At 55.0% G+C, this 24,068-nt stretch carries 19 protein-coding genes; 6 read left to right on the top strand and 13 right to left on the bottom strand.

What is annotated here, in order from left to right; genetic code table 11:
• Positions 1–77: 77 nt before the first annotated feature.
• On the bottom strand, positions 78–1,376 hold the full coding sequence (locus MICA_RS11300; protein ID WP_014103900.1) for an OmpP1/FadL family transporter: 1,299 nt from the start codon (positions 1,374–1,376) through the stop codon (positions 78–80).
• Positions 1,377–1,645: 269 nt separating this feature from the next.
• On the opposite strand from MICA_RS11300, the gene MICA_RS11295 reads away from it, so the two are divergent.
• Positions 1,646–1,915: a hypothetical protein gene (locus tag MICA_RS11295; RefSeq protein ID WP_236619906.1), complete on the top strand. Its 270-nt coding sequence runs from the start codon at positions 1,646–1,648 to the stop codon at positions 1,913–1,915.
• A 26-nt stretch (positions 1,916–1,941) separates the two neighbouring features.
• Here the strand turns inward: MICA_RS11295 and MICA_RS11290 are convergent, their stop codons facing one another.
• On the bottom strand, positions 1,942–2,568 hold the full coding sequence (locus MICA_RS11290) for an SCO family protein (RefSeq protein WP_014103898.1): 627 nt from the start codon (positions 2,566–2,568) through the stop codon (positions 1,942–1,944).
• Between the two features lie 155 nt (positions 2,569–2,723).
• Complete coding sequence (locus MICA_RS11285) at positions 2,724–3,482, bottom strand: PhoH family protein (RefSeq protein ID WP_014103897.1); 759 nt, start codon at positions 3,480–3,482, stop codon at positions 2,724–2,726.
• A 387-nt stretch (positions 3,483–3,869) separates the two neighbouring features.
• Here MICA_RS11285 and MICA_RS11280 point away from each other — a divergent pair, with 387 nt between their 5' ends.
• Positions 3,870–4,505, top strand: coding sequence for a hypothetical protein (locus MICA_RS11280; protein ID WP_014103896.1), 636 nt, complete (start codon positions 3,870–3,872; stop codon positions 4,503–4,505).
• Positions 4,506–4,555: 50 nt separating this feature from the next.
• Here the strand turns inward: MICA_RS11280 and MICA_RS11275 are convergent, their stop codons facing one another.
• The 4 genes from MICA_RS11275 to MICA_RS11260 all read right to left on the bottom strand — a co-directional run bounded on the left by MICA_RS11275 (position 4,556) and on the right by MICA_RS11260 (position 10,618).
• Entirely contained in the window at positions 4,556–4,984 is a 429-nt protein-coding gene (locus tag MICA_RS11275) for a hypothetical protein (RefSeq protein ID WP_014103895.1), read from the bottom strand.
• Positions 4,985–5,064: 80 nt separating this feature from the next.
• Positions 5,065–7,245: a tail fiber domain-containing protein gene (locus MICA_RS11270; RefSeq protein ID WP_014103894.1), complete on the bottom strand. Its 2,181-nt coding sequence runs from the start codon at positions 7,243–7,245 to the stop codon at positions 5,065–5,067.
• A gap of 146 nt (positions 7,246–7,391) precedes the next feature.
• On the bottom strand, positions 7,392–9,356 hold the full coding sequence (locus tag MICA_RS11265; RefSeq protein ID WP_014103893.1) for a tail fiber domain-containing protein: 1,965 nt from the start codon (positions 9,354–9,356) through the stop codon (positions 7,392–7,394).
• A gap of 182 nt (positions 9,357–9,538) precedes the next feature.
• A complete protein-coding gene (locus MICA_RS11260) occupies positions 9,539–10,618 on the bottom strand; it encodes a ribonucleotide-diphosphate reductase subunit beta (RefSeq protein WP_041794101.1) in 1,080 nt (359 codons plus the stop codon).
• 251 nt (positions 10,619–10,869) lie between these two features.
• On the opposite strand from MICA_RS11260, the gene MICA_RS11255 reads away from it, so the two are divergent.
• The gene (locus tag MICA_RS11255; protein ID WP_187287635.1) at positions 10,870–11,730 is read left to right on the top strand and encodes a histidine phosphatase family protein; all 861 of its coding nucleotides are present in this window, start codon (positions 10,870–10,872) and stop codon (positions 11,728–11,730) included.
• 3 nt (positions 11,731–11,733) lie between these two features.
• On the opposite strand, the gene MICA_RS11250 is transcribed toward MICA_RS11255, so the two are convergent.
• The 4 genes from MICA_RS11250 to MICA_RS11960 form a co-directional block, all read right to left on the bottom strand.
• Entirely contained in the window at positions 11,734–13,011 is a 1,278-nt protein-coding gene (locus MICA_RS11250) for a hypothetical protein (protein WP_014103890.1), read from the bottom strand.
• Positions 13,012–13,021: 10 nt separating this feature from the next.
• Positions 13,022–14,125: a beta propeller repeat protein gene (locus MICA_RS11245; RefSeq protein ID WP_148260478.1), complete on the bottom strand. Its 1,104-nt coding sequence runs from the start codon at positions 14,123–14,125 to the stop codon at positions 13,022–13,024.
• 194 nt (positions 14,126–14,319) lie between these two features.
• A complete protein-coding gene (locus MICA_RS11240; protein ID WP_014103888.1) occupies positions 14,320–15,582 on the bottom strand; it encodes a WD40/YVTN/BNR-like repeat-containing protein in 1,263 nt (420 codons plus the stop codon).
• Between the two features lie 6 nt (positions 15,583–15,588).
• Positions 15,589–18,111 carry a tail fiber domain-containing protein gene (locus tag MICA_RS11960; protein WP_014103887.1) on the bottom strand — a complete coding sequence of 841 codons (2,523 nt, stop codon included), beginning with the start codon at positions 18,109–18,111 and terminating at the stop codon, positions 15,589–15,591.
• Between the two features lie 75 nt (positions 18,112–18,186).
• Between MICA_RS11960 and MICA_RS12275 the strand changes: the two genes are divergently transcribed.
• The gene (locus MICA_RS12275) at positions 18,187–18,351 is read left to right on the top strand and encodes a hypothetical protein (protein ID WP_187287634.1); all 165 of its coding nucleotides are present in this window, start codon (positions 18,187–18,189) and stop codon (positions 18,349–18,351) included.
• 237 nt (positions 18,352–18,588) lie between these two features.
• Here the strand turns inward: MICA_RS12275 and pyk are convergent, their stop codons facing one another.
• Positions 18,589–20,028, bottom strand: coding sequence for a pyruvate kinase (gene pyk / locus MICA_RS11230; RefSeq protein WP_014103886.1), 1,440 nt, complete (start codon positions 20,026–20,028; stop codon positions 18,589–18,591).
• Positions 20,029–20,108: 80 nt separating this feature from the next.
• Positions 20,109–20,675 carry an AAA family ATPase gene (locus MICA_RS11225; protein ID WP_014103885.1) on the bottom strand — a complete coding sequence of 189 codons (567 nt, stop codon included), beginning with the start codon at positions 20,673–20,675 and terminating at the stop codon, positions 20,109–20,111.
• A 627-nt stretch (positions 20,676–21,302) separates the two neighbouring features.
• On the opposite strand from MICA_RS11225, the gene MICA_RS11215 reads away from it, so the two are divergent.
• Both MICA_RS11215 and MICA_RS11210 read left to right on the top strand, forming a co-directional pair.
• On the top strand, positions 21,303–23,135 hold the full coding sequence (locus tag MICA_RS11215; protein ID WP_014103883.1) for a ribonucleoside-diphosphate reductase subunit alpha: 1,833 nt from the start codon (positions 21,303–21,305) through the stop codon (positions 23,133–23,135).
• A gap of 182 nt (positions 23,136–23,317) precedes the next feature.
• Positions 23,318–24,052 (top strand): hypothetical protein, encoded by a 735-nt coding sequence (locus MICA_RS11210; RefSeq protein WP_014103882.1) that lies wholly within the window; start codon positions 23,318–23,320, stop codon positions 24,050–24,052.
• Positions 24,053–24,068: the final 16 nt, after the last annotated feature.

Here is a 24,068-nt window from a genome sequence, read left to right as displayed (position 1 = left end):
CGGTCGTAAAATTAAAACCGACATTAAAAAAGCCCCGGATTTTTTCCGGGGCTTTTTATGTATCATCCGTTCAAGGATTAGAATTTGTATGTCATGCCGAGAGCCAGAATGCCGACGCTGCCTTCTGTTTTGGCGCGCATGTTACCTGCACCAGCGCCTGTGGTTGGGTTAGCTGCACCACGTTGGAGGTTGATGGTTCCGTCTTCAACAAAGATATATGTGCCAGCCATATCTAGATCGATTTTTTCATTCAGGGCATAGGTTGCGCCGGCCGAAATCCATGTGCGATCTCCATCTGGAGTGCGACTGGTGCGAAACTCGTCTGTGGTTGGTGTTTCGTCAAATTGTACACCGCCACGTACTGTCCATGCGTCGTTGACCATGTATTCGGCACCAACGGCAAACGCCCATGTGTTTTGATAGTTTTGCTGAACGCTTGAGGCAACGGCACCGCTGTCACGAACGGCGGTGATAGCGTCAAAATTGCTCCAACCGAACCAAGTGGCCTGCCCCTGAATGGTCAAACGATCATTTAGCTGATGAGATCCGCCGAAGGTAAGGTGGTCCGGTGTGTTGAGCTTTGCAGATCCATTGCTGCTTTGTGATGCAACAATGTTGCCTGTTGATAGCTGTTTAACCTCGATTTTGCCGTCCAGTTCATGGTGAACTTCGGATTTATAGCTCAGGCCAAAAGTCGTGTGATCCCATGGGCGGAATTGAATTCCTAGGCTGTAGCCATACCCAAAATCATCTCCTTCTAGCTTGCTTTGTCCTTCACCTAAGCCGAGGCCCACTAAGTTCACGCTGTTACGCAGATCTGCGTCGCTGTGCTGGATGTTCACGCCTGCACCAATCGAAAACATCTCATTGATTTTATAAGCAATAGTCGGCTGCACATCGATAACGGCTAGTTCTGTTTTTGTGGAGTCAAAACGGCCAAACCATGTATCGCCGTAGTCACTTGCCAAACCGAACGGCGCTGTTACACCAATACCGAACCAGAGATTATCAGTTGCCTGATAGGAAACAAAACCATTCGGAACTGGTGTTGGGTCATACGGATTGCCGCTTGATCCACCCAGAGTCATGCCTAGAGGAGCCGTTGATCCTGTGTCCTTCACTTTGGAATCGGGAATGATCACGTGCACGCCCGCCTGTGCCTGCAGGCCCGGCAATTGCGTCATGCCGGCCGGGTTGAAATACACCGTGCTGGCGTCGTTCAATGTTGTGGTGGAGCCAGAGAAGGCAGAACCCAAACCGCGAACCGATTGTTCCTGAATGTAGAAACCGGCCGCGTTGGCGGCGGATGCGCCGACAATCAATGTGGCGGCGGCCATCAAGCCGGTGCGGATGATCGAAAATTTTGTACGTGACATGGTCTAGGGCTCCCCTTGTTATACAATCATGGATATCGAAAACGGATATGTCAGGATAAGCGATTCGGACGGATGTGCAAAACGGCGCGAAACGCGTCGAAGACTCATATATTCTAATGATTTTTTGCACATGCAACAGGATAGATTATGCGGCGTCGCATCAAGATTTATGGCATGCGCCGATATGAAAATTGTGCGTGCTTTGCATCGTGGTTTATGTGCGATAAACTGCATCTGTCATGACATCACACGGGCCATCACCTTCATCCTTGAAACGCCATCGTATGCGCCGCGCTTTGCTGAAAATCGCGGTTTTGTTGATTTTTGGGCTGGCGCTTTGCGCGGCGTTTGTTGTTTCGCTGGATGACACGATGCTGGCCACGATCAAGCATTCATTGTCAATGTGGTCGGTGCTGGTGCTGGTCGTTGCCATAAACATGGTGTCGGCGGCCATCTTGCTGGCTTTGTATATGGCCTGGTGCTGGGTGCGGTGTGATTTAAAAAATGAATCCGAATCGGGGAACGATTCGGATTCATAAAATCTCTCAGATAATACAGGCGTGAATTATTTCGCATTTGCATTGATGGCATCGGCAATTTGGCGGGCGGTGCTGTCCGTGCCGAAAATCGCCTGCAACCCGCCATCCGGCCCCTGCAGATAGATATAGGATGAATGGTCCATGGTGTATTCGCTCATCGTTTCATCCTGCACCTTCTGCGCATAGACGCGCCATGCGCGGGCGGCGGTGTTGATATCATCCTGTGTTCCGGTCAATCCGATCAGGCGCGGATGAAATTGCGCAACATAATTCTTCATGACGGCGACCGTGTCGCGATCCGGATCAATGGTGATAAAGACGGGCATAATTTTTTCAGCTTTGCCTGCATCCGCCAGTTTCAGGGCCGCACTCATCTTTTGCAATTCCGTCGGACAGATCGACGGGCAGAAGGTGAAGCCGAAATAAATCAGCGTCGGGTGGCCCGCCAGATTTTTTTCCGTGAAGGGCTGACCATTGTGATCCGTCAGGGCAAAGGGACCACCAATATCCGCGCCAGCCACACCGTTACTTTTTACCGCGGCCTGCGGCGTGGGGCCATGCGCACTCTGGATCTGGATCAGTGCAATGATACCGCCAATCGCCACGGCGGCGATGGACAGCAGGGCAAGGCGGGCGAGGCGGTTTTTCAACATGAGCAGGCTCCTTTTCAGTGATTTTAAAAAGCATGCCCACCGTTGAAATGCAAGCAATCAGCCATAAAAAGTGGCCCGGGAAGGGGGTTCCCGGGCCACGAACGCGAGCAACGCTAGAAACGCAGAAAGGGGTGTGGGTGCGTTCTGTTATTGTATTACAGAACGTCCAGCATCTCTGCGACCAGCGGGTGGCGCACGATATCCACCTGCTGTAATCGGACAACGTTGATGTTCGGTACGGCTTCCAGACGGTGTGAAATTTCTTTCAACCCTGAAATACCGTCCAGCAAATCGCTTTGGTCGGGGTCGCCGGTAATCACCATGGTCGAATGCCACCCCAAACGTGACAGCAACATTTTCAATTGCGAGTACGTGCAGTTCTGCGCTTCATCAATCACCACGAACGCGTTGTTCAATGTGCGTCCGCGCATGAAACCGACCGGGGCAATTTCGATGGTGCCGTCCTGAATCAACTGGCGCACACGTTTGCCTCCCATGCGGTCACCCAACGCGTCATACAGCGGACGCAGGTACGGGGCCATTTTTTCGTGCATGTCACCCGGCAGGAACCCCAGTGATTCACCGGCCTCCATCGCGGGACGGGACAGGACGATGCGTTCCACCGCACCGGATTCCAGCGCATCAACAGCAGCGCAAATCGCCAGATAGGTTTTGCCCGTTCCGGCAGGGCCGATGGCCAGAGTCAGGTTTTTTTCCTGAATGGCCTTCATCAATGCATCCTGGCCAGCAGATCGGGGTTTGACGTTTTTGACGAATTTTTTGTCCCGCGCGCGGTCGATTTCTTCATCCAGCGGGTGCCAGTCCATATCGGCGGTATTTTTCTTGTGTCCGTATCCTTCGTTGTTAATGGCCTGCAGGTGGGGTTTGCTGTTTTTGCGGGCTTTCTTGGACATGGTGAACTCCTTTCAGGGGTTCAGGTGGGGGGAACGAGAAAACGCAGAAGACATGCAAAATCAACCCCGGTTGAAACAACAGCGTGGTTGATCGGGCATTGGTGGAATGGGGGATGTGAAGGGGGGAGAAAAGGACTTGGAAAAAGGGCCGAAACCGTCTGTGGCGAAGCGAGAGCTTGCCGGGGGCAGGTCGGGAATGAAACCATTCAGAAGTCGGGGCATAGGCCTCCTTATCTGGGGGGTGATTCGGTCCTTAATATCTATGGTATCAGTGATTTAGCGGGCTCCAAACAGATTATTTATTTGACATAATTATAAAGTGTGTGGTAGGGTCTTTTATCCTCGGAACAGAGGCTCTCTACGATCTTTATAACTAAGGTGTGCGTTATGGCGGGTGTCTTGAAAAAAGCGGGTTCTGTACTGGGTTCAATTTTGCTCGGTGCGTCGGTGTATTCCTTTACCGATGTGATCCATGATGTCGCCGGGCCGAAGCTGGACCGCTTTTTGCTGCCGGATCATTTTTTCAACGAACAGAAAAAAGAAACGCCGCAGGGGCGCGAAGCGCTCGGCCTGCTCGCACTGGGCACAAAATTTTCCGTCGACGCGTTACAAAAATTGACACCGGAAGATGTGTGCCATGTGGCGAAGGCGAACGCACTGATGAATGGCGATGCGTTGAACGACGAAGGGCGCCATGCCGACACGTTTAATGACTGCAGCAACAGCAAGATTGATTTTTACCGCAATGGCGCATTGATTTCCATGGGTGCATCCATGGGGCGCGATGGCGTTGCGCGCTTGAATGATGCGGATTTATGCCATTTGACCAGCATTGCTGAAACATTTGGTGAAACAACGGGTATTGCAAAAAATGCCGGTGCCGTACCGGCCGCGTCGGATACGCTGTCGCTGTTGCAATCGAAATTCAAAAATTGTGCCGATGGCCGGACCTTAAGTGACGATGTGCTGAACCAGCATGTTCAAAATACCATCGTGTCCCAGCTTTATAATCGTGCGCCGTAAAATGTGACATTCAACAAAAACCCCCCGGATCAATCCGGGGGTTTTTGTTTTTATCCTAGTGGAGCAAAGAATTTATACACCCCGGCGGCGATTTTCTTGGCTATGCTGCGCTCAACGTTGATCAGACGTGCGGTTTTATCTTTGTCGAAATCAAACCGGGATGGATCGTTTACAAACACAATGGCCAGCGGATCGCGTGATTGCGGCATGGCCGTCATCATTTTATGCGCCAGATAGACACGGTCATCCTTGTCCATCGTATCGTGGCTGAAATCATGCGCCTCGCTACCCCCGGACAGGCCGGCATCGGTCGAGGCAAAAGCGACGCGTTCAGGGCGCAGGCCTTTATGGTCGCTGTCGCGTGGGATGAACACATGGGCTTCCAGGCCGTGATCCATCAAATGATAAATCCGCCATTGCCCCATCTGGCTTTGTAGTGTCGGTGTGACCACCTGGTTAAAATCGGTGTGCTGATGCATGCAAGATCCTTTCCCCGTTATCATAGGGGGCATTTCTTACTTTTTTGTGAGGATCGGCCGGGGTTTAAAAGGCCCGAAAATCAAGGTGTTGCGGCTTGCTGCGCTTCCAGTTTTTCCAGTCGGGCACGCAATTCATCGTTTTCGGCCTTCAATTCCTGCACCGCCTTGACCAGCGGCACCACCACGGTGGCATAGCTCATGGATTTGGCGTCTTCGATGGTTTCCTTGGCCCCGTCTTCGGATGTGATTTCGGTATCCGGTCCAATCCCGACCAGCTCAGGTAGAACCTGCTCGACCTCCTGCGCGATGAAACCCATCTCGCTTTGATCTTCGGCCTGCGCATCACGCCATTTATAATGCACGGGATTGAGTTGCATGATGGCGGCCAGACCTTCATCGGCGCTCAACGGGACGATGTCTTTTTTCAGTCGTTCATCCGACGCGTTATACCAGGCCCGGTTTCCACCGCATCCATTGGCGTTGGCGGCGGCTTCGCAATAAATGCCAAATCCGGATGAACTGCCGGACCGGCCATACACACCGTAATTCTCGCCCGTCGTTGCCGCCGCATTGGCGGTCACCGCGCGGGAGAGGGGGCTGGCCGTGGTGAAAGATCCGCCGGCGGTCACGCCGCTGGTGGCTGTGGCATATGCAAAAATGCCCGTTCCGCCGGTGCTGTCCGATTCAAAATAGCCGCCATAATTTGCGCCGGTTGTCGCCACCGCATTGCCGTGAATGGCTTTGCCTGCCGTGCTGGATACAACGCCATAGACGCCCGTTGTCGCGCCGGACGTCGCGGTGGCATTGCCGACCACGCCGCGCCCTGTCGTGCTGTTATTCACGCCAGCCACGGCATTATGGGCCCCTGATGCGCCCGACGCGTATCCATAGAGGGCTGATGCGTTGTTGGCTGTACTGTTGTTGGATGCATAAATCGACTGCCCTGTATTGGCGGTGTTGGTGGCGGATACAGTCAGCACTTGACCGCTGGTTACCGATGAGGAGGTTATGACCATCCCGTCACCCGTGGTCATGCTGTTCCATTGCCATGTCTGGGTGTTGGCGGCGTTGTTGATGGTGTTGGCTGCTGTGGCGGCGGTCAATGCGCTCAGGGCCAGGCTGGTCTGGACGCAGTTCGCCCATGCTCCGCCGGAATTTTTACATTCGATGGTCCCGGCGTTGTCGCGAATACCGTAACCGCCACTGCCACGCGTGGTGCCCCAGTTGAGGTACATGTTGGCGGCCAGGCCAATATCGTCTGCGGAATATACGCCCCATCCGCCACTGGCGTGCGTGTTGATGAAATATCCGCCATATCCGGTGGAGCTCGCGGATCGGCCATAGACACCGTAGTTTGCGCCCGTGGTGGCGTAGGCCAAGCCGTAAAGACCATACCCGGTTGTGCTAGCGTTCGAAAAATATCCGCCGTAATTTGCGCCTGTGGCGGCGGTTGTTTCGGCAAAAATTCCATATCCGGTCGTGCTTGCGCTTGCAAAAAGTCCGCCGTAATTTGTGCCCGTGGCGGCTGTGGCTGAACCCCGAACGCCTGTCCCGGACGTGCTTGCTGTTGTGCCAAAGACGCCGTAATTTGCACCAGTGGTCGCGGCCGCTTCACCATAGACGCCCCGGCCGGTCGTGCTATTGCTGCGGCCATAAATACCGTATGTGGTGCCGCTGGATCCAGAGGCCTCACCATAGATGGCCATGGCGTTTGTGCCGGTGCCAGCGTTAATAACGCCCAGGGCTTGCCCAGTGGATGATGTGTTGCTGACCGATACGCCCAAAAGGGTTCCGCTGGTCAGTGTGCTGGACCCGATTTCCAACCCGTTCTGGGTCGTAATCCCGTTCCAGCCCCAGCTTTGGGTGTAGGTGGTGTTGTTGATGGTTTTGGTCGCCGTTGCGGATGTCAGGCCGGAAATCGCCGTGCCTGCGGCCATGTTGATCCAGCTGGACCCATTGCAAAATTCCCACGTGGTGGACCCGTTATAGCGAATGCGGCCTAACTTGGCCGCTGTGCATGATCCTGTGTCGTTCCCGACCTGAAACAAGGACGCGCCCGCGCTGGTTTGTTCCAGCGCGTTTTGCCATGTGGTGCCATTACAGATCAGGGTACGGCGGGGCATCTGTTCCGGCCCGCCGGTTTCCTGAACCGCGCCATTGATGGTACAGGCATCGCCCGGCTGGGCTTCGGCGTGTGCGGGGGTGGCGTGCACCGAGAACGCCAGAACAGAAACAGCACTCAGAACAAATAAACGAAACACACTCAACTCCATGCGGCCCATTTTCGAGGCGGGTTGTAGGGATTCACAAAAAAGATGCTTTACTGAAATGATATGTTTTTCGTCGAAATCAAGGTGTTAGGGCCTGATCTTTGGGTTAGGTTTGGTGGGCCAAAGGTCTGGTTTGTCTATTTTTCCGCGGCGGCCTCCAACGCCTCTACCCGGCGTAACAAATCCGCATTGAGAGCGTGCAGGGCGTCGTTTTCGGCCTTTAATTCCTGTACCGCTTTGACCAAGGGGACGACTATGGCGGAGTATTGAACAGCTTTGGGGTTTTCGATTGTTTCTGTCGATCCATCCGGTAGTGTGATTTCTTTTGGTGCGGAATCTTCACCGACGATTTCAGGGATGATTTTTTCTACATCCTGCGCGATAAATCCGAGAGATTTTCTACTATCGTCCGGTTTCTCTTTCCAGTTATAGGTGACGGGCTTGAGCTGCATAATGGCATCCAGCCCATATTCGTTTTTAAGGGGTTCGATATTCTTTTTCAGGCGAGCGTCAGATGTGGATGTCCACTGGACGGTCGCGCGGCATCCATAATCATCATATGAATCACAAAATATTGCGACTCCATTCGTGCCCGCATTTCGGGCGTACAAGGCAGTGTTTTGGCCGGTGGAACCCGATGCGTTGATGTATAATAAACGCCCTGTTCCTGTGGTTGCCGTTGTTGATAGGGTCAGGCCGTTGTTATTTCCCAAACTGTTCCACGCCCATGCCTGTGCATAGGCGGCATTGTTGATCGAATTTGCGGCTGTGGCAGCCGTCAATCCAGACAGGGCCGCACCCCCTCCGCCGCTGGCAATATTGGTCCACGCCCCGCCGCTGTTTTTGTATTGCAGGGTGCCCGCATTGTCACGTAACCCATATCCACCGGTGCCTTGTGTCGTGCCCCAGTTGAGGTACATCCCGGCCCCCAATCCGACATTGTTGGTCGAATATAGTCCCCAGCCGTTTGCCGTGTTGGCGAAATATCCGCCAAAGCCACTGGCGCTGTCACTGCGCCCATGGACGCCATAATTGACACCGGATGTCGCGGTGGCTGTGCCGTTAATGGCGCGTCCGTCGGTGCTCTCATTCACACCATAGACGCCAAATGTCGTGCCAGTTGTGGCTGTTGAATGACCCACAACGGCGTGACCCTCCGTGCTGAGATTCACGCCATACACGGCATAGGTGGCCCCAGTCGTAGCCGTTGCGGAGCCGAACACGCCGCGTCCGCCTGTGCTGGCGGTGGTTCCATGGACGCCGTAGTTCAATCCCGTGGTGGCCACGGCGGCGCCGGATACACCGATTCCCGTTGTGCTGCTGGTGGCCCCGCGAATGCCGAAGGCGGTCCCCGATGCTGCCGTGTTTGCGGCATAGACCCCGTATCCACCGCTGCTGGTGTTCAGGAAATATCCGCCGTAATTGGTCCCTGATGTGGCTGTGGCTTGGCCGGAAATGCCAGCCCCACCAGTGCTGGCGTTTTCGCCGTATATGGCGGCGGTGACGCCGCTGGTGCCCGTGCTGATCGCGCGAATGGCTGTGGCACCATTACCTGTAGCGTTTGTGGCTACACCAATCGCATTGCCTGTGGATGCGCTGTTGGTGACGGCTACGCCCAGCAGGCTACCGCTGGTCAGGCTGTTGGATCCCATTTCCAGGCCGTTTTGTGTGGTAATCCCATTCCAACCCCAGCTTTGGGTGTAGGTGGTGTTGTTAATGGTGTTGGTCGCCGTTGCGGATGTTATGCCGGACAGGGCCGTTCCCCCAACCATATTGATCCAGCTGGACCCGTTACAAAATTCCCATGTGGCCGACCCGTTATAGCGAATGCGGCCCAATTTGGCCGCTGTGCAGGATCCGGTATCATTGCCAACTTGAAAGAGCGACGCGCCTGCTGTGGTCTGCTCCAGCGCGTTTTGCCATGTGGTGCCATTACAGATCAGGGTACGGCGGGGCATCTGTTCCGGGCCGCCGGTTTCCTGAACCGCGCCATTGATGGTACAGGCATCGCCCGGTTGGGCCTCTGCGTGTGCGGGGGAGGCGTGCACCGAGAACGCCAGAACAGAAAGAGTACTCAGAACAAATAAACGAAACACACTCATAAAACTCCATGCGGCCCATTTTCGAGGCGGGTCGTAGGGGAACTATACTTTAGACAGTTTCAGTGAAATGGAGGGTAGAGGGGTGTTTTTCAAGCGCCTACGGCCTGTTCCTAAGGATATTTTGGGCCAAAAAAGAACCCCCGCACCGGGTGGGGCGGGGGTTCGATGGTGTTGTGTGTGGCTTACGCGGCGGAGCTTTCGCCGTCGCTGCCGCCAATTTTCTTGCCGTAATTGCCGGAGAAGACGGAATCGTCAAACACGTCTTCCCATGCGCCTTCGGTCGATGCGCGGGAATATTCCGTCGCACGGTTTTCGAAGAAGTTGGCGTGCTCCGCCCCGTTCAGCATAATGTCCATCCACGGCAGCGGGTTTTTCTCAATCCCGAAGACCGGGTCCAGATTCAGCTGCTGCAAACGGCGGTCGCCGATATAGCGAATGTAGTTTTTCACTTCCTGCGGGGTCAGGCCTTCGATCTCGCCGCCCTCGAACGCCAGGTCGATGAACGCATCTTCGAACCCGACAATGGTTTTGCAGGACTCGGTGATTTCGCGTTTCAATTCATCGTCCCAGATATCTTTGTTTTCCGCGATGAACGCGTTGAACAATTTGATCATGGACAGGCAGTGCAGGGTTTCATCACGCACCGACCATGTGACGATCTGGCCCATGCCCTTCATTTTGTTGAAGCGCGGGAAGTTCATCAGGATCGCGAAAGACGCAAACAATTGCAGCCCTTCGGTAAAGGCACCGAACATGGCCATGGTTTTGGCGATGTCGCGGCGGGATGCCATGGATGCGCCCTGCATGTAATCGAATTTGTCCTTCATTTCCTTGTATTTCATGAAGGCGGAATATTCGATCTCCGGCATGCCGATGGTGTCCAGCAAGTGGGAGTATGCGGCAATGTGCACCGTTTCAATGTTGGAGAAGGCGGACAGCATCATCTGCACCTCAACCGGGCCGAACACCTGGCTGTAATGCTTCATATAGCAGTTATTCACTTCCACGTCGGATTGGGTGAAGAAACGGAAAATCTGGGTCAGCAGGGTTTTTTCCGCTGCGGTCAGTTTGTTCTTCCAATCGCGCACGTCTTCGGCCAGCGGCACCTCTTCCGGGATCCAGTGGATGCGCTGCTGCGTCAACCACGCCTCATAGCACCAGGGGTACAAAAACGGTTTGTACACATGGCGTTCCTGCAACAACGGGGATGCGGCATTGGTCACATCGTCAATGGGCGCGCGAGTGGCAACATTCTGGGCCATGAGGGTACTCCTTGGGTCTGGCGGTTTGGATAGAAGACGTAGAAACAGTTGTGACGTGATTGGCCGTGGAATCCGAGTCTTTTCACCCGCTCGTCCACAACATCACGAAAATCAATATATAGTGAATTTTTTGATTGATAAACACTATATATAGACATTCTGGGGAAAAGACGGGGATAGAACGGGGGATAAGATGATAGCGCTTTTCATAGTGTCTTTGACCCATTATCCTGCCCGCCATGCGTATCATTTTGATCAGACACGGCGAATCCGAAGGCAACGTGGATTGGAACACCTATTCCCGCATCGGTGACCCACAAGTGTCATTGACCGATAATGGCTGGACCCAGGCCCGCGATGCGGGCGTGTTCCTGCGCGATTGGTTCAATGACCCGGCGCGCGGCAACCGCCCGGGGCGCTGGCCGCATGTTTGGCATTCCGGGGTTGGGTCCGAATCCCCCGATGCGCCGTCATGGCCCCATATATATGTCAGTTCCTTCCTGCGCACGCGGCAAACCTTGTCCGGCATTCTGACCGGCATGGGGGATGATGCGCTGGCGGGGGATTACACAATTCGCGAAGATGCCCGTTTGGTGGAACACAGTTTTGGCGCGCTGGCCTATATCGATGCGCAAAAGGGGTTCTTGCGCCGTAAATTTGCCCAGGCCCTGGCCCACTTATCGACCCAGGTGCATAAGCACAGCGCCTATCTGTCCGCGCCCCCCTTTGGGGAATCACCGATGGCGGTGCAAATGCGCACATCCGACTTTATCGGTAGTTTGCATCGCGCCCACGATAAAAACGATACCGACGATATTATGATCGTGGCGCATGGCGGCGTGATCAAGGCCTTTATGATGCGGTGGTTCCATTTGCCGTTATCGGCGTATGATGATCTGAAAACGCCGGGGAATTGCGATGTGTTCGTGATCGAAAAACCCGACCCCTGCCAATGCAATGGCGCCAATACAAAACCCAACTGGACCATCACCCGCATTTATGACGGCGAATCCCGCATGGCCGCGAATAACAACCCGTTGTCACAGGTGAAGTTATTTGCGGATGGGCGTTTGCCAAAATTTCCGGATCGACTGAACGGCGGCTCGCGCTGATTATTAGTTACAGGATGTAACTGGCGATCTCATAACTTGATTTGTACCGCCGTATGACAATCCAACAAACACGCCGTTGCCAAAACTGACATCCTCCCAGAACGTTGCTTCCGGGGCGGCATGCGATGTCCATGTAATGCCGTCCATGGATGATGCGATGCGATTTGTGCCGTTTGCTGCAACCGCTACAAATATACCATTCCCATACGCCAACCCTTGCCAGTTGTTGGATTCTGGCAAAGTACCAGCGGCCCAGCTGATGGCGTTTGTTGAGTACATAGCGGCCGTGCTTGCTTGAGCAACGGCTACAAATCTTCCGTTACCATAGGTGATGGATGTCCATAAACTGCTTCCAGGTGCGTTTCCGGACGTCCACGTTGTTCCATTTGTGGACGTCATGATACGATTTGTGCCGCCGTTTGAAACGGCGACAAATGTGCCCCCGCCATATGTGACAGACAGCCAGACGTTCGCCTGCGCGGCGCTGCGCGCGGTCCATGTTATGCCGTCGGGCGATGTCATGACGCGGTTTGTGCCGTCGATGGAAACGGCGACAAACAATCCATTTCCGTACGTGACGCTATACCATTGATTTGCTTGCGCTGCCGTGCGCGCGGTCCACGTGATGCCGTCGGGTGATGTCATGACACGGTTTGTACCGCTGCTGGCTACGGCGACAAACAATCCGTTTCCGTATGTTACGCTACGCCAAACGTTGGCTTCTGCGGCTGCGCGTGCGGTCCATGTTATGCCGTCGGGCGATGTCATGACGCGGTTTGTGCCGCTACTGGCTACGGCCACAAATATGCCGTTACCATAGACGGCCGATCGCCAGGCGTTGTTTTCCGCTGATAAATGCCCGGTCCATGTTGATTCAACTTTTGGACAGCAACTCCATCCTGTGGCGGCCATGGTTAATCCCTGACCGATCGCGCAAGTGGGCACCGAGGCGAAGTTCGCCCACGCGTTGTTGTAGCAATAGCTCCATGCATTGCTTGCGCTATCGTAACGCAGGCGGCCTTCTTTTGCGCTGTCGCATGCGCCGGAATCGTAATCGGTCTGGAACAATGTGCGGCCTGTGCTGGCCGTTTCCTGCACCGCTTGCCATGTTGATCCATTGCAAATCAACAATCGTCCGGGAATTTGCTCCGGCCCGCCGGTCCATGTGGATGTTCCCGCCCCGGAACATGCGGCACCGGGTTGGGCTTCTTGGGCTTGAGTGAACGTACTGGCGCCGATCACGGACAAAAACAGGGCGATGTGAAAAAATTTTAATTTCATGAACTTGTCCTTATGGGCAAATCGCTATGGGGGACCGCATTGTGGCCCCATACAGGCCAATTGAAACAAGCGTGCTACTGTTGCTGGCCACTTGGAAAAAGTCTTCGTATCCTGGTGTGTTGCGCAGGGTCCATGTAATACCGTCTTCTGATGTCGCAATCTCTTGCCCGGCGGCCCAAGCCACAGTGATAAATTTCCCTGCGGCATACGTCACGTCTTGCCATTGCTCTGCGGCGATTGTGCGTGCGGTCCATGTGATGCCGTCGGGGGATGTCATGACGCGGTTGGTTCCCGTTTGTGCGACGGCCACAAATTGTCCGCCGCCATATGTGACCGATGTCCATTCATTGTTTTCTGCGGCTGTGCGCGCGGTCCATGTAATCCCATCGGGCGATGTCATGACGCGGTTGGTTCCCGTCCGCCCGACGGCGACGAACAGGCCGTTGCCATAGGTCACGTCGATCCATTCCTCTGCGATTCCGGTGCGTTCTGTCCATGTGATGCCATCGGGGGATGTGATCACTTCGGTTCCTCCGCTATAGCCAACCGCAACAAACAAACCGTTGCCATGGGCGATGCCGGCCCAGTAATTGTTGGCGGGTGATGTTCGGGGCGTCCATGTAATGCCATCGGTTGAACTGGTCAGGTCGGTCACGGACCATGATCCGCCAATGGCAACGAATGTCCCGTTCCCGTATGTCACGGTGCGCCAGCCCCAGCCGGGATCCGGGGCTGTGCGCGGTGTCCATGTGATGCCATCAGGGGAGGTTCTGAAATGATTGGAATCAACAAAGGATTCCCCTACCAAAACAAATAATCCATTGCCGTATGTCAACGCGCCCGGGAAAAGATCGTTGCTGCCCGGAATATTGCTGCCGCTGGTCCATGTGGTTCCGCCCTCTGGGCAACATCCCCAACCCGATCCGGTCATGACATATCCTTGCCCAACCGCACATGTGGGCAGGGTGGTGAAGTTGGTCCATGATCCGCTGCGGCAATAGGACCAGAGGTTGGTGCTGTCGTTAAAGCGCAGGCGGCCTTCCTTCGCCGCTGTGCAGCTGCCGGTGTCATTGTCCACCTGGAACAGGCTTTTTCCATCCGTGTTCTGTTCCATAAACGTGCGCCATGTTGATCCATTACAAATCATCACCCGGCGCGGCATTTGTTCGGGGCCGCCGGTTACTACAATTTTTCCTGATGGTGTGCAGGCGGATCCTGGCTGTTCTTCCTGCGCGTATGCGTGCAAAGAAAATCCTGCAAGGCTTATTATCATCGTAGCATGCAATAATATTTTCATCGCTTTTCCCATTACGGACACGGTACATCAATGGAGTACATTATCGTATTTGTTCCGGACGTGGCCGTGGCCACAACCTTTCCGCCACCATTGGTCACAGACATCCAATTGCTTGCTTCGGGGGCCTGATACAATTGCCACGTTACCCCATCCACAGATGTTGCAATCCTGCTGGTTCCGTTATTCGATACGGTAATAAACTTAGTCCCATTAAAGGTAATCGAGCGAAGGAAATTCGTTTCGGATAATGTGGCCTGTGACCAGTTTATCCCGTCTGTCGATGTAAAAACACGACCACCAGAACTGACGCCCGCAAAACGCCCATTGCCATACGCTATAGAATATACAGCCGGGTCCGTTCCCGGCAAAAACCGGGATGTCCATGTAATCCCATTGGGGGATGTCATGACACGGTTTGTCCCATTCGACGAAGTCGCAACAAACAATCCATCACCATAGGTAATCGCCATCCACGCATTATCTGCGGCTGCCGTCCGCAACGTCCATGTCACCCCATCGGGGGATGTCATGACACGGTTCGTACCATTTGACGAAACCGCAACATACAAACCATTGCCATACGTTACACCTTGCCAACTATTGCTTTGCGGAACGGTCCGCGCTGTCCACGTCACCCCATCAGGGGACGTCATGATCCGGTTACTGGTGGACGATGTCGTAACAATGAACAGATTGTTACCAAAAAAAATCCTATTCCACGCCAAATTTTCTGGGGCTGCACGCGCAGTCCAATTAACGCCATCGGGGGATGTCATGATCCGGTTTGTACCGTTTGTCGAAACCGCAACAAACAAACCGTTTCCATACGTTACATTGGACCAGCTGTTGGCCTCTGGCGGAGCGGTCACAGCCCAGCCCATTGTCGGGCAACATTCCGGACCAGCCACACCCTGCGTTAAACCCTGCCCTGCTGCACAATTCGGAAGCCCAATCGCTTTCCAGCTGGAATCGTGGCAATAGGTCCACGCCCCCCCAACAAAACTTATTCGCCCCACCTTTGTGGCGTCACAGGCGGTGGCGTCGCTGCCAACTCTGAACAAGCTACGCCCGGCTGTTGTGCGTTCATCCGCCAATACCCATGTCGATCCGTTGCACACCAAGGTGAGATATGGCACCTGATCGGGTCCGGCGGCACGCACAACCGCCCCGGCCACGGTGCAGGCATCACCCGGTTGTTCCCCAGCGGCCCATGATGGCTTGGCGGAAGACAGCACGCACAGCATGATAGCAACGGACAGGATCGTTTTTTTCATCGCGCCTTATTCCCGGGCTTTCAACGCTTCGATTTCGGCCTTCAGCACTTCAATTTCTTTTTGCTGTTCCTTGATGGCTTCGACCAGCGGGGCGATCAATCCGGTGTAATTCATCGACAATGTGCCATCTTCATCGTTGGCTTTGTGGACCAGGTTGGGATAGATTTTTTGAACATCCTGGGCCGAAAAACCATATTCGGTGTCGTGCGTATTGCTGTCCTTCATGGTGAATGAAATACCCTGCAGTTGCGTGATTTTTTCCAGTGATGAATCCAACGGCTTCACATTGTCCTTCAACCGAATATCCGACATGTCACGCAATGACCCGGTATATTCCAAATCACCCTGTGCCCGCAGGGCCACGCCCGTGGACGTATTGGTGAAATATCCACCATATCCGGCGGAGCTGGCGGATGTGCCATAGACGCCGTATGTTGTGCCGGTTGCAGCGGCGGCCCAGCCATATACGCCGCGCCCGCTGGTGCTGGAGGCGCTACCGTAAACGCCAGATGTTGTGCCGGTGCCTGATCCCGCACTGCCACGAACACCGTTACCGCTTGAACTGGTGCTGGAACCGTAAAGGCCTATGCTCAAGCCGGTGGTGGAGGTCGCAAAGCCGCCTACACCGTAGCTTAATGCGCCAGTGCTGCTCGTTTGGGCATAAATCGGACCGCCGGTGCCTGTGGTGTTGCTGTTGATAACGCGCAGGATATTGCCATCCGTCAATGATGTTGAGTTCAACACCAAACCATTGCCCGTTGTCAGCGTGTCCCAGTTCCATGTTTGCGTGAAGTTGGCATTGGCGATTGTGTTGGTCGCCGTTGCCGCGGTCAGACCGGACAGCGATGCACCGCCACTTCCTGCGCACGCGGCCCATGCTCCACCAGAATTTTTACATTCGATCGTTCCCGCGTTGTCGCGAATACCGTAACCGGTACTACCGCGCGTCGATCCCCAGTTGAGATATTTTCCGGAGGCCAGACCCATATCATTCTCAGAATAGACGCCCCAGCCATCGGCGGAGTTGAAGAAATATCCTGCGTATCCAGTGGCGCTCGTGGCCTCCCCTCTAATGCCATACCCGCCCCCTATCCCGAAAACGCCCACGCCCGTGGAACTGTCACTTTCAAAATAGCCGCCGTAGGTCAGTCCGGTCGATGCTGAGGCTGTGCCCTGGACGCCTCTGCCATTGGTGCTGCTGGCGTTCCCGCGAACGCCAGTTCCTAAGTTTGTTGGGTGCGCGAATTCGCCATAAATACCTACACCATAGTCAGCATCACTTATCCCCGAGACGGCAGTATCGTACGTTGTTCCTGTCGCGTCTGCGTAAAAAGCCTTGCTATACAAACCTGTGCCATCGAATGTTAACGATGCGCTGGCTCCGAACAGTCCACCGCTATTAAACTGAATTTCTCGGTCGGATCCTGCGGCTGACCCGCCGCCGCCCAACGCGGTCCAGCTTCCGGCTGTGGCGCAAACCTGGAATGTATCGGATGCGGCCAGATATTGAATCGATCCCTCGCGGCTGGCATCGCATGCTTCGCCGCCACTGCCGATTTTCAATGTGCCATCGATTTCCAGTTCTGTGTCCGCGACCAGATTGGTGGCGGGAATGGTAGAATCAATCACCATCTTGCCGCCGAATAATCCCATCGTGTTTGCGGCGGAAAAATTCACGGCGTTCTGGTTGCCCATGAAAATGCCAAAGGATTGCGCGCCGGATACTTGCGGTTTTATGGCTGGGGCTGTGTTTGTTAGCCCAAAGCCAAACGATCCACTGCCTGTCGTGGTTATGTTGACGTCTCTGCCGGCGGCGAAGCTATGAGAGCCTGCGGCGATTGTGTTATACCCCATGGCGGTACTGGAAACGCCGCTGGCTGTTGTTTGAGCCCCCATTGCGACACCGAAAGTGTTGCTGGCTGTTGCGTCGAATCCCATCGCGACACTAAAGATTCCGATATTGGCATTATCCCATTGTGTGCCGCTTACAGATCCCACGCGGAATGCCGATGTTTGGAAGTCAAAGAACATCCGCGTTCCGTTTCCGGATACGGGAACGCTTGCGATTCCCGTGGTGGATGGTCCGGCCAACAATAAATCACCATCCGCCATCAATTTGAATGTGCTGGATGTACCAAACGCGCCCCCTGAATTAAATTGAATTTCCCGGTCCGCGCCTGCGGCTGACCCGCCGCTCCCCAATGCCGCCCATGTCGATCCGTTGCAATATTCCCATGTCGATGTGCCGTTATAGCGCATCCGGCCCAGCTTGGCCGTGGTGCACGATCCGGTATCGTTGCCAATTTGCAGGAGAGAGGCACCGGCCGTGGTTTGTTCCAGTGCGCTTTGCCACGTTGTGCCGTTACAAATCAACATGCGGCGCGGCATTTGTTCGGGGCCACCGGTCGATCGCACCGCACCGTTGGTGGTACACGCATCGCCCGGCTGGGCTTCCTGTGCGTATGCGGATTGCGGCAGAACGAAAAGCGCGGCACTGGCCAAAGCAAGCAGCACAAAACGACGTTGCATCAAAAAATATCCCCCCGGTGTGATGCGTCATGGCAAAAAGCCATAGCGCGTGCGGGGGCGAAAAGGTCGTTTTTGATGATCCGTTTGAAATCAGATTTAAATGGGCCGAAGACGTTAAGAACAGAAAAAGTGGCCGGCCTTTTAAAAATACGCGAGAACACTCCCGAGAAAAAAGAGAGGGCATCTCTGGTATACGCTTCGCGGGAAGCGGAACCAGTCACGACCGATGCCAGCCGCTGATTCAAACGGGGATTTCCGTGCCCCCCGGATCACATGATTCTCATCATGCAAACCATATACTATGGTACGGGTCCGTCTGGTTTTTGTCAAAATTTACAGGGAATCCCGCGCTTTTTTATGCGCGGTGCGGAAATGGTGGATTGGGGCTTTGGAAAAACCCGTCTTATTCTGCGGATTTTTCCGGGTTTGGTTAATGAGGCGTTAATGTCCTCATTCAATGCCCTTATTCAACCCCCCTTATTCAACCCAGGCCACACGCAACGCGTTGGTCGATCCCGGCGTGCCGAACGGCACCCCGGCGGTCAGGACCAGGCGTTGGCCTTTCTTTGCCAACCCCTGAATCGCGGCCTGTTCCGTGGCCATCTTGACCGCGTCGGCGAAGGATGTGACGTCCGGCGTGTACACGGCATGCACGCCATAGGACAGCATCAAACGGCGTGTGGTCTGTGCCGAATGCGACAAGCACAAAATCGGCATCGCCGGGCGCTGGCGCGCGGTACGCAGCGTGGTCGATCCCGATGATGTGTAATTGGTGATGCAGGCGGCGTTGATTGTCTGTGCCACCTGACAGGCCGCAATGGTGATCGCGTCCGACGCATCGGTATCCGCATCCGGATGGTCGGCATCCATAATGCGGCGGTACAGATCGTCGGCTTCGACGTGCTGGCAAATACGGTCCATGATGGATACGGATTCAATCGGATATTTCCCGGCGGCGGTTTCGGCGGACAGCATCACGGCGTCGGTGCCGTCATACACGGCGGTGGCCACGTCACTGGCCTCCGCCCGGGTCGGGGCTGGGCTTTCAATCATGGATTCCAGCATCTGGGTCGCGACGATAATCGGCTTGCCGGACTGGCGTACCTGCCGCACGATTTTTTTCTGCAGGGCGGGCACTTCTTCCGGCGGAATTTCAACGCCCAGATCACCACGCGCCAGCATAATGCCATCGACCAGATCGAGGATGCCGGCGAACAATTCAATCGCGGAGGGCTTTTCAATCTTTGCCATCAACGCGGCGCGACCACCGATCAGTTTTTTGGCTTCGGCGACATCTTCCGGGCGCTGCACGAAGCTTTGTGCGACCCAATCCACACCCATATCAAGGGCTGCGACCAGATCCTTGCGATCCTTTTCGGTCAGGGCCGGAATGGGCAAAATCACACCGGGTACGTTCACGCCCTTGTTGTTCGACAATTTCGTGCCGCTGACCACTTCCGCGATCAGGAAATCCGCGCCCTTATCAATAATCTTCATCCGCACCTTGCCGTCATCGCACAGGATGAACGCGCCGGGGCTCAGCGTGTTGATGATTTCCGGGTGCGGCAAATTGACGCGGGTGTCATCGCCCTCGGTTTTATCCAGATCGAGGCGCAGTTTTTGCCCGGCGGTCAGCGTGATGGACCCGTCTTTAAATCGGCCAACGCGTAATTTCGGACCCTGCAAATCGGCGATGATGGCGATGGGGCGGGCCAGTTTGGTTTCCAGTCCGCGAATAATTTTCACGCGTGCGGCATGGTCGGCGTGTTCGCCGTGGCTGAAGTTCAACCGCACCACATCAACCCCGGCCAGAACCAGTTTCTCGATCATCTCAATATTCGCCGATGCGGGGCCGAGTGTGGCGACGATCTTGGTCTGGCGTTTACGGATCAGGGGGCAGATTTCAGTGCTGGTCATAGCGAAAGCCTTACGGGGTTCGTGCAGGGATAGATCACGCCCGCTTTATATCAAGTTTTGGCCCGATTGGCGTAAAAATCTTATGGTTCCAGCTTGATCGCGCGGATGGGGGTGGGACCGTCCACGCCCAGCAGGGCACAAGCCAGACGGTAAACGCTGTCCGCCGGGCGGTCGGTGTTGATCCGGCTCCATTCAATGGTGCCCAGATCAAAGCCCAATTGCATGGTCACGATTGTGGAATCGGCATCCGATACATCCCCCACCCGGGCATCGACGCGGGTTTTCAGCGTATCGGGTGTGGCATCCAGCCAGATCCCGTGGAATCCCGCGCCACAGGCGGTGGCCCGGTTGGCGAAGCTCCGGCGCTCGACGGGCTTGGCAAAGCTCATATCGACAATCACGATCCGTCCGGCGCGCAAATTCTCTTCCATCCGGCTGGCCAGCGTTTCGTAGGTCTTGGTGCTGAAATCGCGGCTATAGGCCTCGGGCGGCAATTTGGTCAGCGGGTCCACGCCCCACAATTCCTTGCGAATGGAATCGGACCGCAGCCAGACCGCGCCGGTTTCCGCCGCCAATCGTCCGGCCAGCGTCGATTTGCCTGATCCTGACAGCCCGCCAATCGCAATCATAAAGCCGTGTTTTTCCATAGCCGAGTCACGTTCCGTTCAGTGTTTTATGCTGGCCGCACCTTACCCCCATGGCGCGGACCCCGGCAAGAAATACGAATCGTGCCTTTTGTATCGCATTGAAAAGATTGATGTTTTTGCCCGCGAATCGGGGGCGAATCAGGGGTGGATTGGGGGGCGGTCTGACCCCATATCAATCATGATTTCCCTGTGGTGGATCAGGGACTTAAGCGGTCATTTGCGGGGGTATGCGGCCCGCGCTGTCGCGGGCAGGGTCTTTTTCCGGAAGGTGGCTGGCGGCACAGATGGACACAAGATGTGGTGCCGATATGGAATGCAGCCTTTCGATATTCGTGAAAGATGATTTCGTTTTTGGGGATAAAAAAACTCTGCATAAGACTCATTTTAGGACTTGAACTCACACGGCCACGGGCGTTTTTAGCGTGTGTTTACGGGGGTCAGTCGCGGACACTAGGAATTTTGTCATCTTGGTGGCAACCACGACATGTAGTAGGCTGTATTTGTGATGACCGCAATGGATAGTGGTTTTATCCACACTATCTAACAAGCCCCGACAGCCCGCCCCGCCGTGTCCACCCCCAAGGTGGCCGAGGGAGAGTTTTTGAAATTTTACAGGAGTAGCATGCCATGTTTGACGTCGCCCAAGTGCCCCAAGGCAACCGTATCCAGATTGACCGTTCCCGGGACGCCAACCTGACCGATTTCGGCAAGGCCACGCTGGTTGACCGCTACCTTCTGCCCGAAGAATCTTTCCAGGACCTGTTTGCGCGCGTCGCCATGTATTACGGTGACGATTCCGCCCACGCCCAGCGAATTTATGATTATATTTCAAAGCTGTGGTTTATGCCGGCGACGCCGATCCTGTCCAATGGCGGGACCAGCCGCGGCTTGCCGATTTCCTGCTTCCTCAACGAATCCGGCGACAGCCTCGAAGACATCGTGGCGTTGTGGAATGAAAACGTCTGGCTGGCGGCCCGTGGCGGCGGTATTGGCTCCTACTGGGGCAATGTGCGTTCCATTGGTGAAAAAGTGGGCCGCAATGGCAAAACGTCCGGGATCGTTCCGTTCATTAAGGTGCAGGATTCTCTGACTCAGGCCATTTCCCAAGGGTCCTTGCGTCGTGGCTCCGCCGCGATCTATCTGCCCGTCTGGCACCCGGAGATCGAGGAGTTCATCGAAATCCGCCGTCCGACCGGGGGTGATCCGAACCGCAAAGCGTTGAACATGCACAACGCTGTCGTCATCCCGAACAGCTTTATGCACGCTGTTGAGAAGGACGAGGAATGGGCCCTGAAATCCCCGAAAGATGGCCACGTTGTTGGCCGGGTGAAGGCGCGCGATCTGTGGATCCGTATCCTGACCGCCCGGATTGAAACGGGTGAGCCCTATATTCTGTTTATCGATCATGTGAACGACCGCATTCCGGCGCACCATAAAATGGCGGGCCTCAGCGTAAAGATGTCCAACCTCTGCTCGGAAATCACTTTGCCGACCGGGAAAGACCCGCTGGGCAATGAACGCTCGGCTGTGTGCTGCCTGTCGTCGCTGAACCTCGAACTGTTCGAACAGTGGCAGGATCACCCGACCTTTATCGAAGACGTCATGCGTTTCCTCGACAACGTGCTGACCGACTTCATCAACAAGGCGCCGGATTCGATGAAACGGGCGAAATATTCCGCGATGCGTGAACGCTCTGTTGGTCTGGGCGTGATGGGGTATCACTCCTTCCTGCAATCGAAAATGATCCCGATGGAATCGGTGATGGCCAAGGTCTGGAACCGCCGCATGTTCCAGCACATTAAGCGTCAGGCTGATGACGCCTCCGTGAAACTGGCTCACGAACGTGGGGCCTGCCCGGATGCCGCTGATTACGGCATTATGGAGCGTTTCTCGAACAAGATGGCGATTGCGCCGACGGCGTCGATTTCCATCATCACCGGCGGTGCATCCCCGGGGATCGAGCCGAACGCCGCCAACGCGTACAACCACAAAACTCTGTCCGGCTCCTTTGCGGTGAAAAACCCGTATCTGGAAAAACTGCTGGAAGAAAAAGGCCTGAACAATGATGACATCTGGTCGTCCATCTTCACCAACGAAGGATCGGTCCAGCATCTGGACTTCCTGAGCCAGGATGAAAAAGACGTGTTCAAAACCGCCTTCGAAATCGACCAGCGTTGGTTGATCGAACATGCGGCGGACCGCACGCCGTTCATCTGCCAGGCACAAAGCCTGAACGTCTTCCTGCCGGGCAACGTGCACAAACGCGACCTGCACCGCATTCACTGGGAAGCATGGGCGAAGGGCGTGAAGTCGCTGTATTACTGCCGTTCCAAATCCATCCAGCGCGCCGAATCCGCCGCCAGCTGGGCGCGCAGCAAAGAAGGCCAAAAGCCCGAAGGCAACCGCGAGCCGGAACTGGGTGAGGACAAAAAATACGACGAATGCCTGGCTTGCCAGTAATCAGGCTTCAGGACAAACCCTGACAGTCGGACGTGACGGAATAAAAGGGCCCCAATAGGGGCCCTTTGTTTTTTCGTATCCTTTTGAAAACAAAACGGAAAAGACATTTATTGACATAAAAAATTGCTTTCGATAAAGATAGCCTTCACCCTTATCAGGCAAACCCCAAGGAGCCAGATACCATGATGGATGCAATCCTTCCGCAGGATGCGACGGAATTGCTGCAGGACGCCCTGACGCAAAATATCGTCAGTGTTGCGCGCGGTGATGTGGCGTTGGAACAAAAGATGCGCGAGGCGATCTGGTCCCATGGGCTGAGCGTTGCGGTTGGCCGCGATGAATTGATGGCCCGCGCGCAAAAGATGTTTGTTCCGGGTGGGGTTCTTGAACATTATCGCGCGTTTTCTAATGACGTGTATCAAGTGATCCAGACGACGGTGATGGCCATGGGTGCCTGTGATGATGGCATGAATCGCTTTGCCAATCCGGGGCCCTTTACTGTGCGCAATCTGGTTGTGGCGTTTAATCGTTATGCGACCAGCCATGTGGCCGCCAGCGGTGAATATGCCATGCGTCAGGATTACGAAGGCACGGTTTTTTATCTCCCGTCGGGCGTGGGCGATAATGACAAAGTGCGCGACCGGATGAAGGAAGGCCGTTCCATTCATGTGTCGACGTTTGTCTTGCCAAAGGCGATTGATCAATCCATCCACGCGAACGTGGCCATGGTGTTTGAATCCCTGCAACTGACGTTTGATTCCGTCGGTCGTCCGCTGGCGCAGGATTTGCGCCCGGCCTGTGCGATTGAGGGGACGAAAGAAACCATGTTGCGTCTCGACCATGTTTCGTTCGGCGGTACAATAAACCCGTGCGATTCCTGCTCGTGCGAAAGTAAAAAAGGCCCGTGGCCGCGGTGATGATCGCGTGGCCCGG

This window comes from Micavibrio aeruginosavorus ARL-13 (assembly GCF_000226315.1).
GTDB classification, from domain to species: domain Bacteria; phylum Pseudomonadota; class Alphaproteobacteria; order Micavibrionales; family Micavibrionaceae; genus Micavibrio; species Micavibrio aeruginosavorus_B.
Note: the sequence above shows the minus strand (reverse complement) of the source record. Positions and strands in the feature narration are given on the sequence as shown.

What these genes read in the sequence shown, in the direction of transcription:
- MICA_RS11300 (WP_014103900.1), bottom strand. Translation starts at nt 1,376, where the DNA reads ATGTCACGTACAAAATTTTCGATCATCCGCACCGGCTTGATGGCCGCC.
- MICA_RS11290 (WP_014103898.1), bottom strand. Translation starts at nt 2,568, where the DNA reads ATGTTGAAAAACCGCCTCGCCCGCCTTGCCCTGCTGTCCATCGCCGCC.
- MICA_RS11285 (WP_014103897.1), bottom strand. Translation starts at nt 3,482, where the DNA reads ATGTCCAAGAAAGCCCGCAAAAACAGCAAACCCCACCTGCAGGCCATT.
- MICA_RS11280 (WP_014103896.1), top strand. Translation starts at nt 3,870, where the DNA reads ATGGCGGGTGTCTTGAAAAAAGCGGGTTCTGTACTGGGTTCAATTTTG.
- MICA_RS11275 (WP_014103895.1), bottom strand. Translation starts at nt 4,984, where the DNA reads ATGCATCAGCACACCGATTTTAACCAGGTGGTCACACCGACACTACAA.
- MICA_RS11265 (WP_014103893.1), bottom strand. Translation starts at nt 9,356, where the DNA reads ATGAGTGTGTTTCGTTTATTTGTTCTGAGTACTCTTTCTGTTCTGGCG.
- MICA_RS11260 (WP_041794101.1), bottom strand. Translation starts at nt 10,618, where the DNA reads ATGGCCCAGAATGTTGCCACTCGCGCGCCCATTGACGATGTGACCAAT.
- MICA_RS11250 (WP_014103890.1), bottom strand. Translation starts at nt 13,011, where the DNA reads ATGAAATTAAAATTTTTTCACATCGCCCTGTTTTTGTCCGTGATCGGC.
- MICA_RS11245 (WP_148260478.1), bottom strand. Translation starts at nt 14,125, where the DNA reads ATGGAACAGAACACGGATGGAAAAAGCCTGTTCCAGGTGGACAATGAC.
- MICA_RS11240 (WP_014103888.1), bottom strand. Translation starts at nt 15,582, where the DNA reads ATGAAAAAAACGATCCTGTCCGTTGCTATCATGCTGTGCGTGCTGTCT.
- MICA_RS11960 (WP_014103887.1), bottom strand. Translation starts at nt 18,111, where the DNA reads ATGCAACGTCGTTTTGTGCTGCTTGCTTTGGCCAGTGCCGCGCTTTTC.
- MICA_RS12275 (WP_187287634.1), top strand. Translation starts at nt 18,187, where the DNA reads ATGATCCGTTTGAAATCAGATTTAAATGGGCCGAAGACGTTAAGAACA.
- pyk (WP_014103886.1), bottom strand. Translation starts at nt 20,028, where the DNA reads ATGACCAGCACTGAAATCTGCCCCCTGATCCGTAAACGCCAGACCAAG.
- MICA_RS11225 (WP_014103885.1), bottom strand. Translation starts at nt 20,675, where the DNA reads ATGGAAAAACACGGCTTTATGATTGCGATTGGCGGGCTGTCAGGATCA.
- MICA_RS11215 (WP_014103883.1), top strand. Translation starts at nt 21,303, where the DNA reads ATGTTTGACGTCGCCCAAGTGCCCCAAGGCAACCGTATCCAGATTGAC.
- MICA_RS11210 (WP_014103882.1), top strand. Translation starts at nt 23,318, where the DNA reads ATGATGGATGCAATCCTTCCGCAGGATGCGACGGAATTGCTGCAGGAC.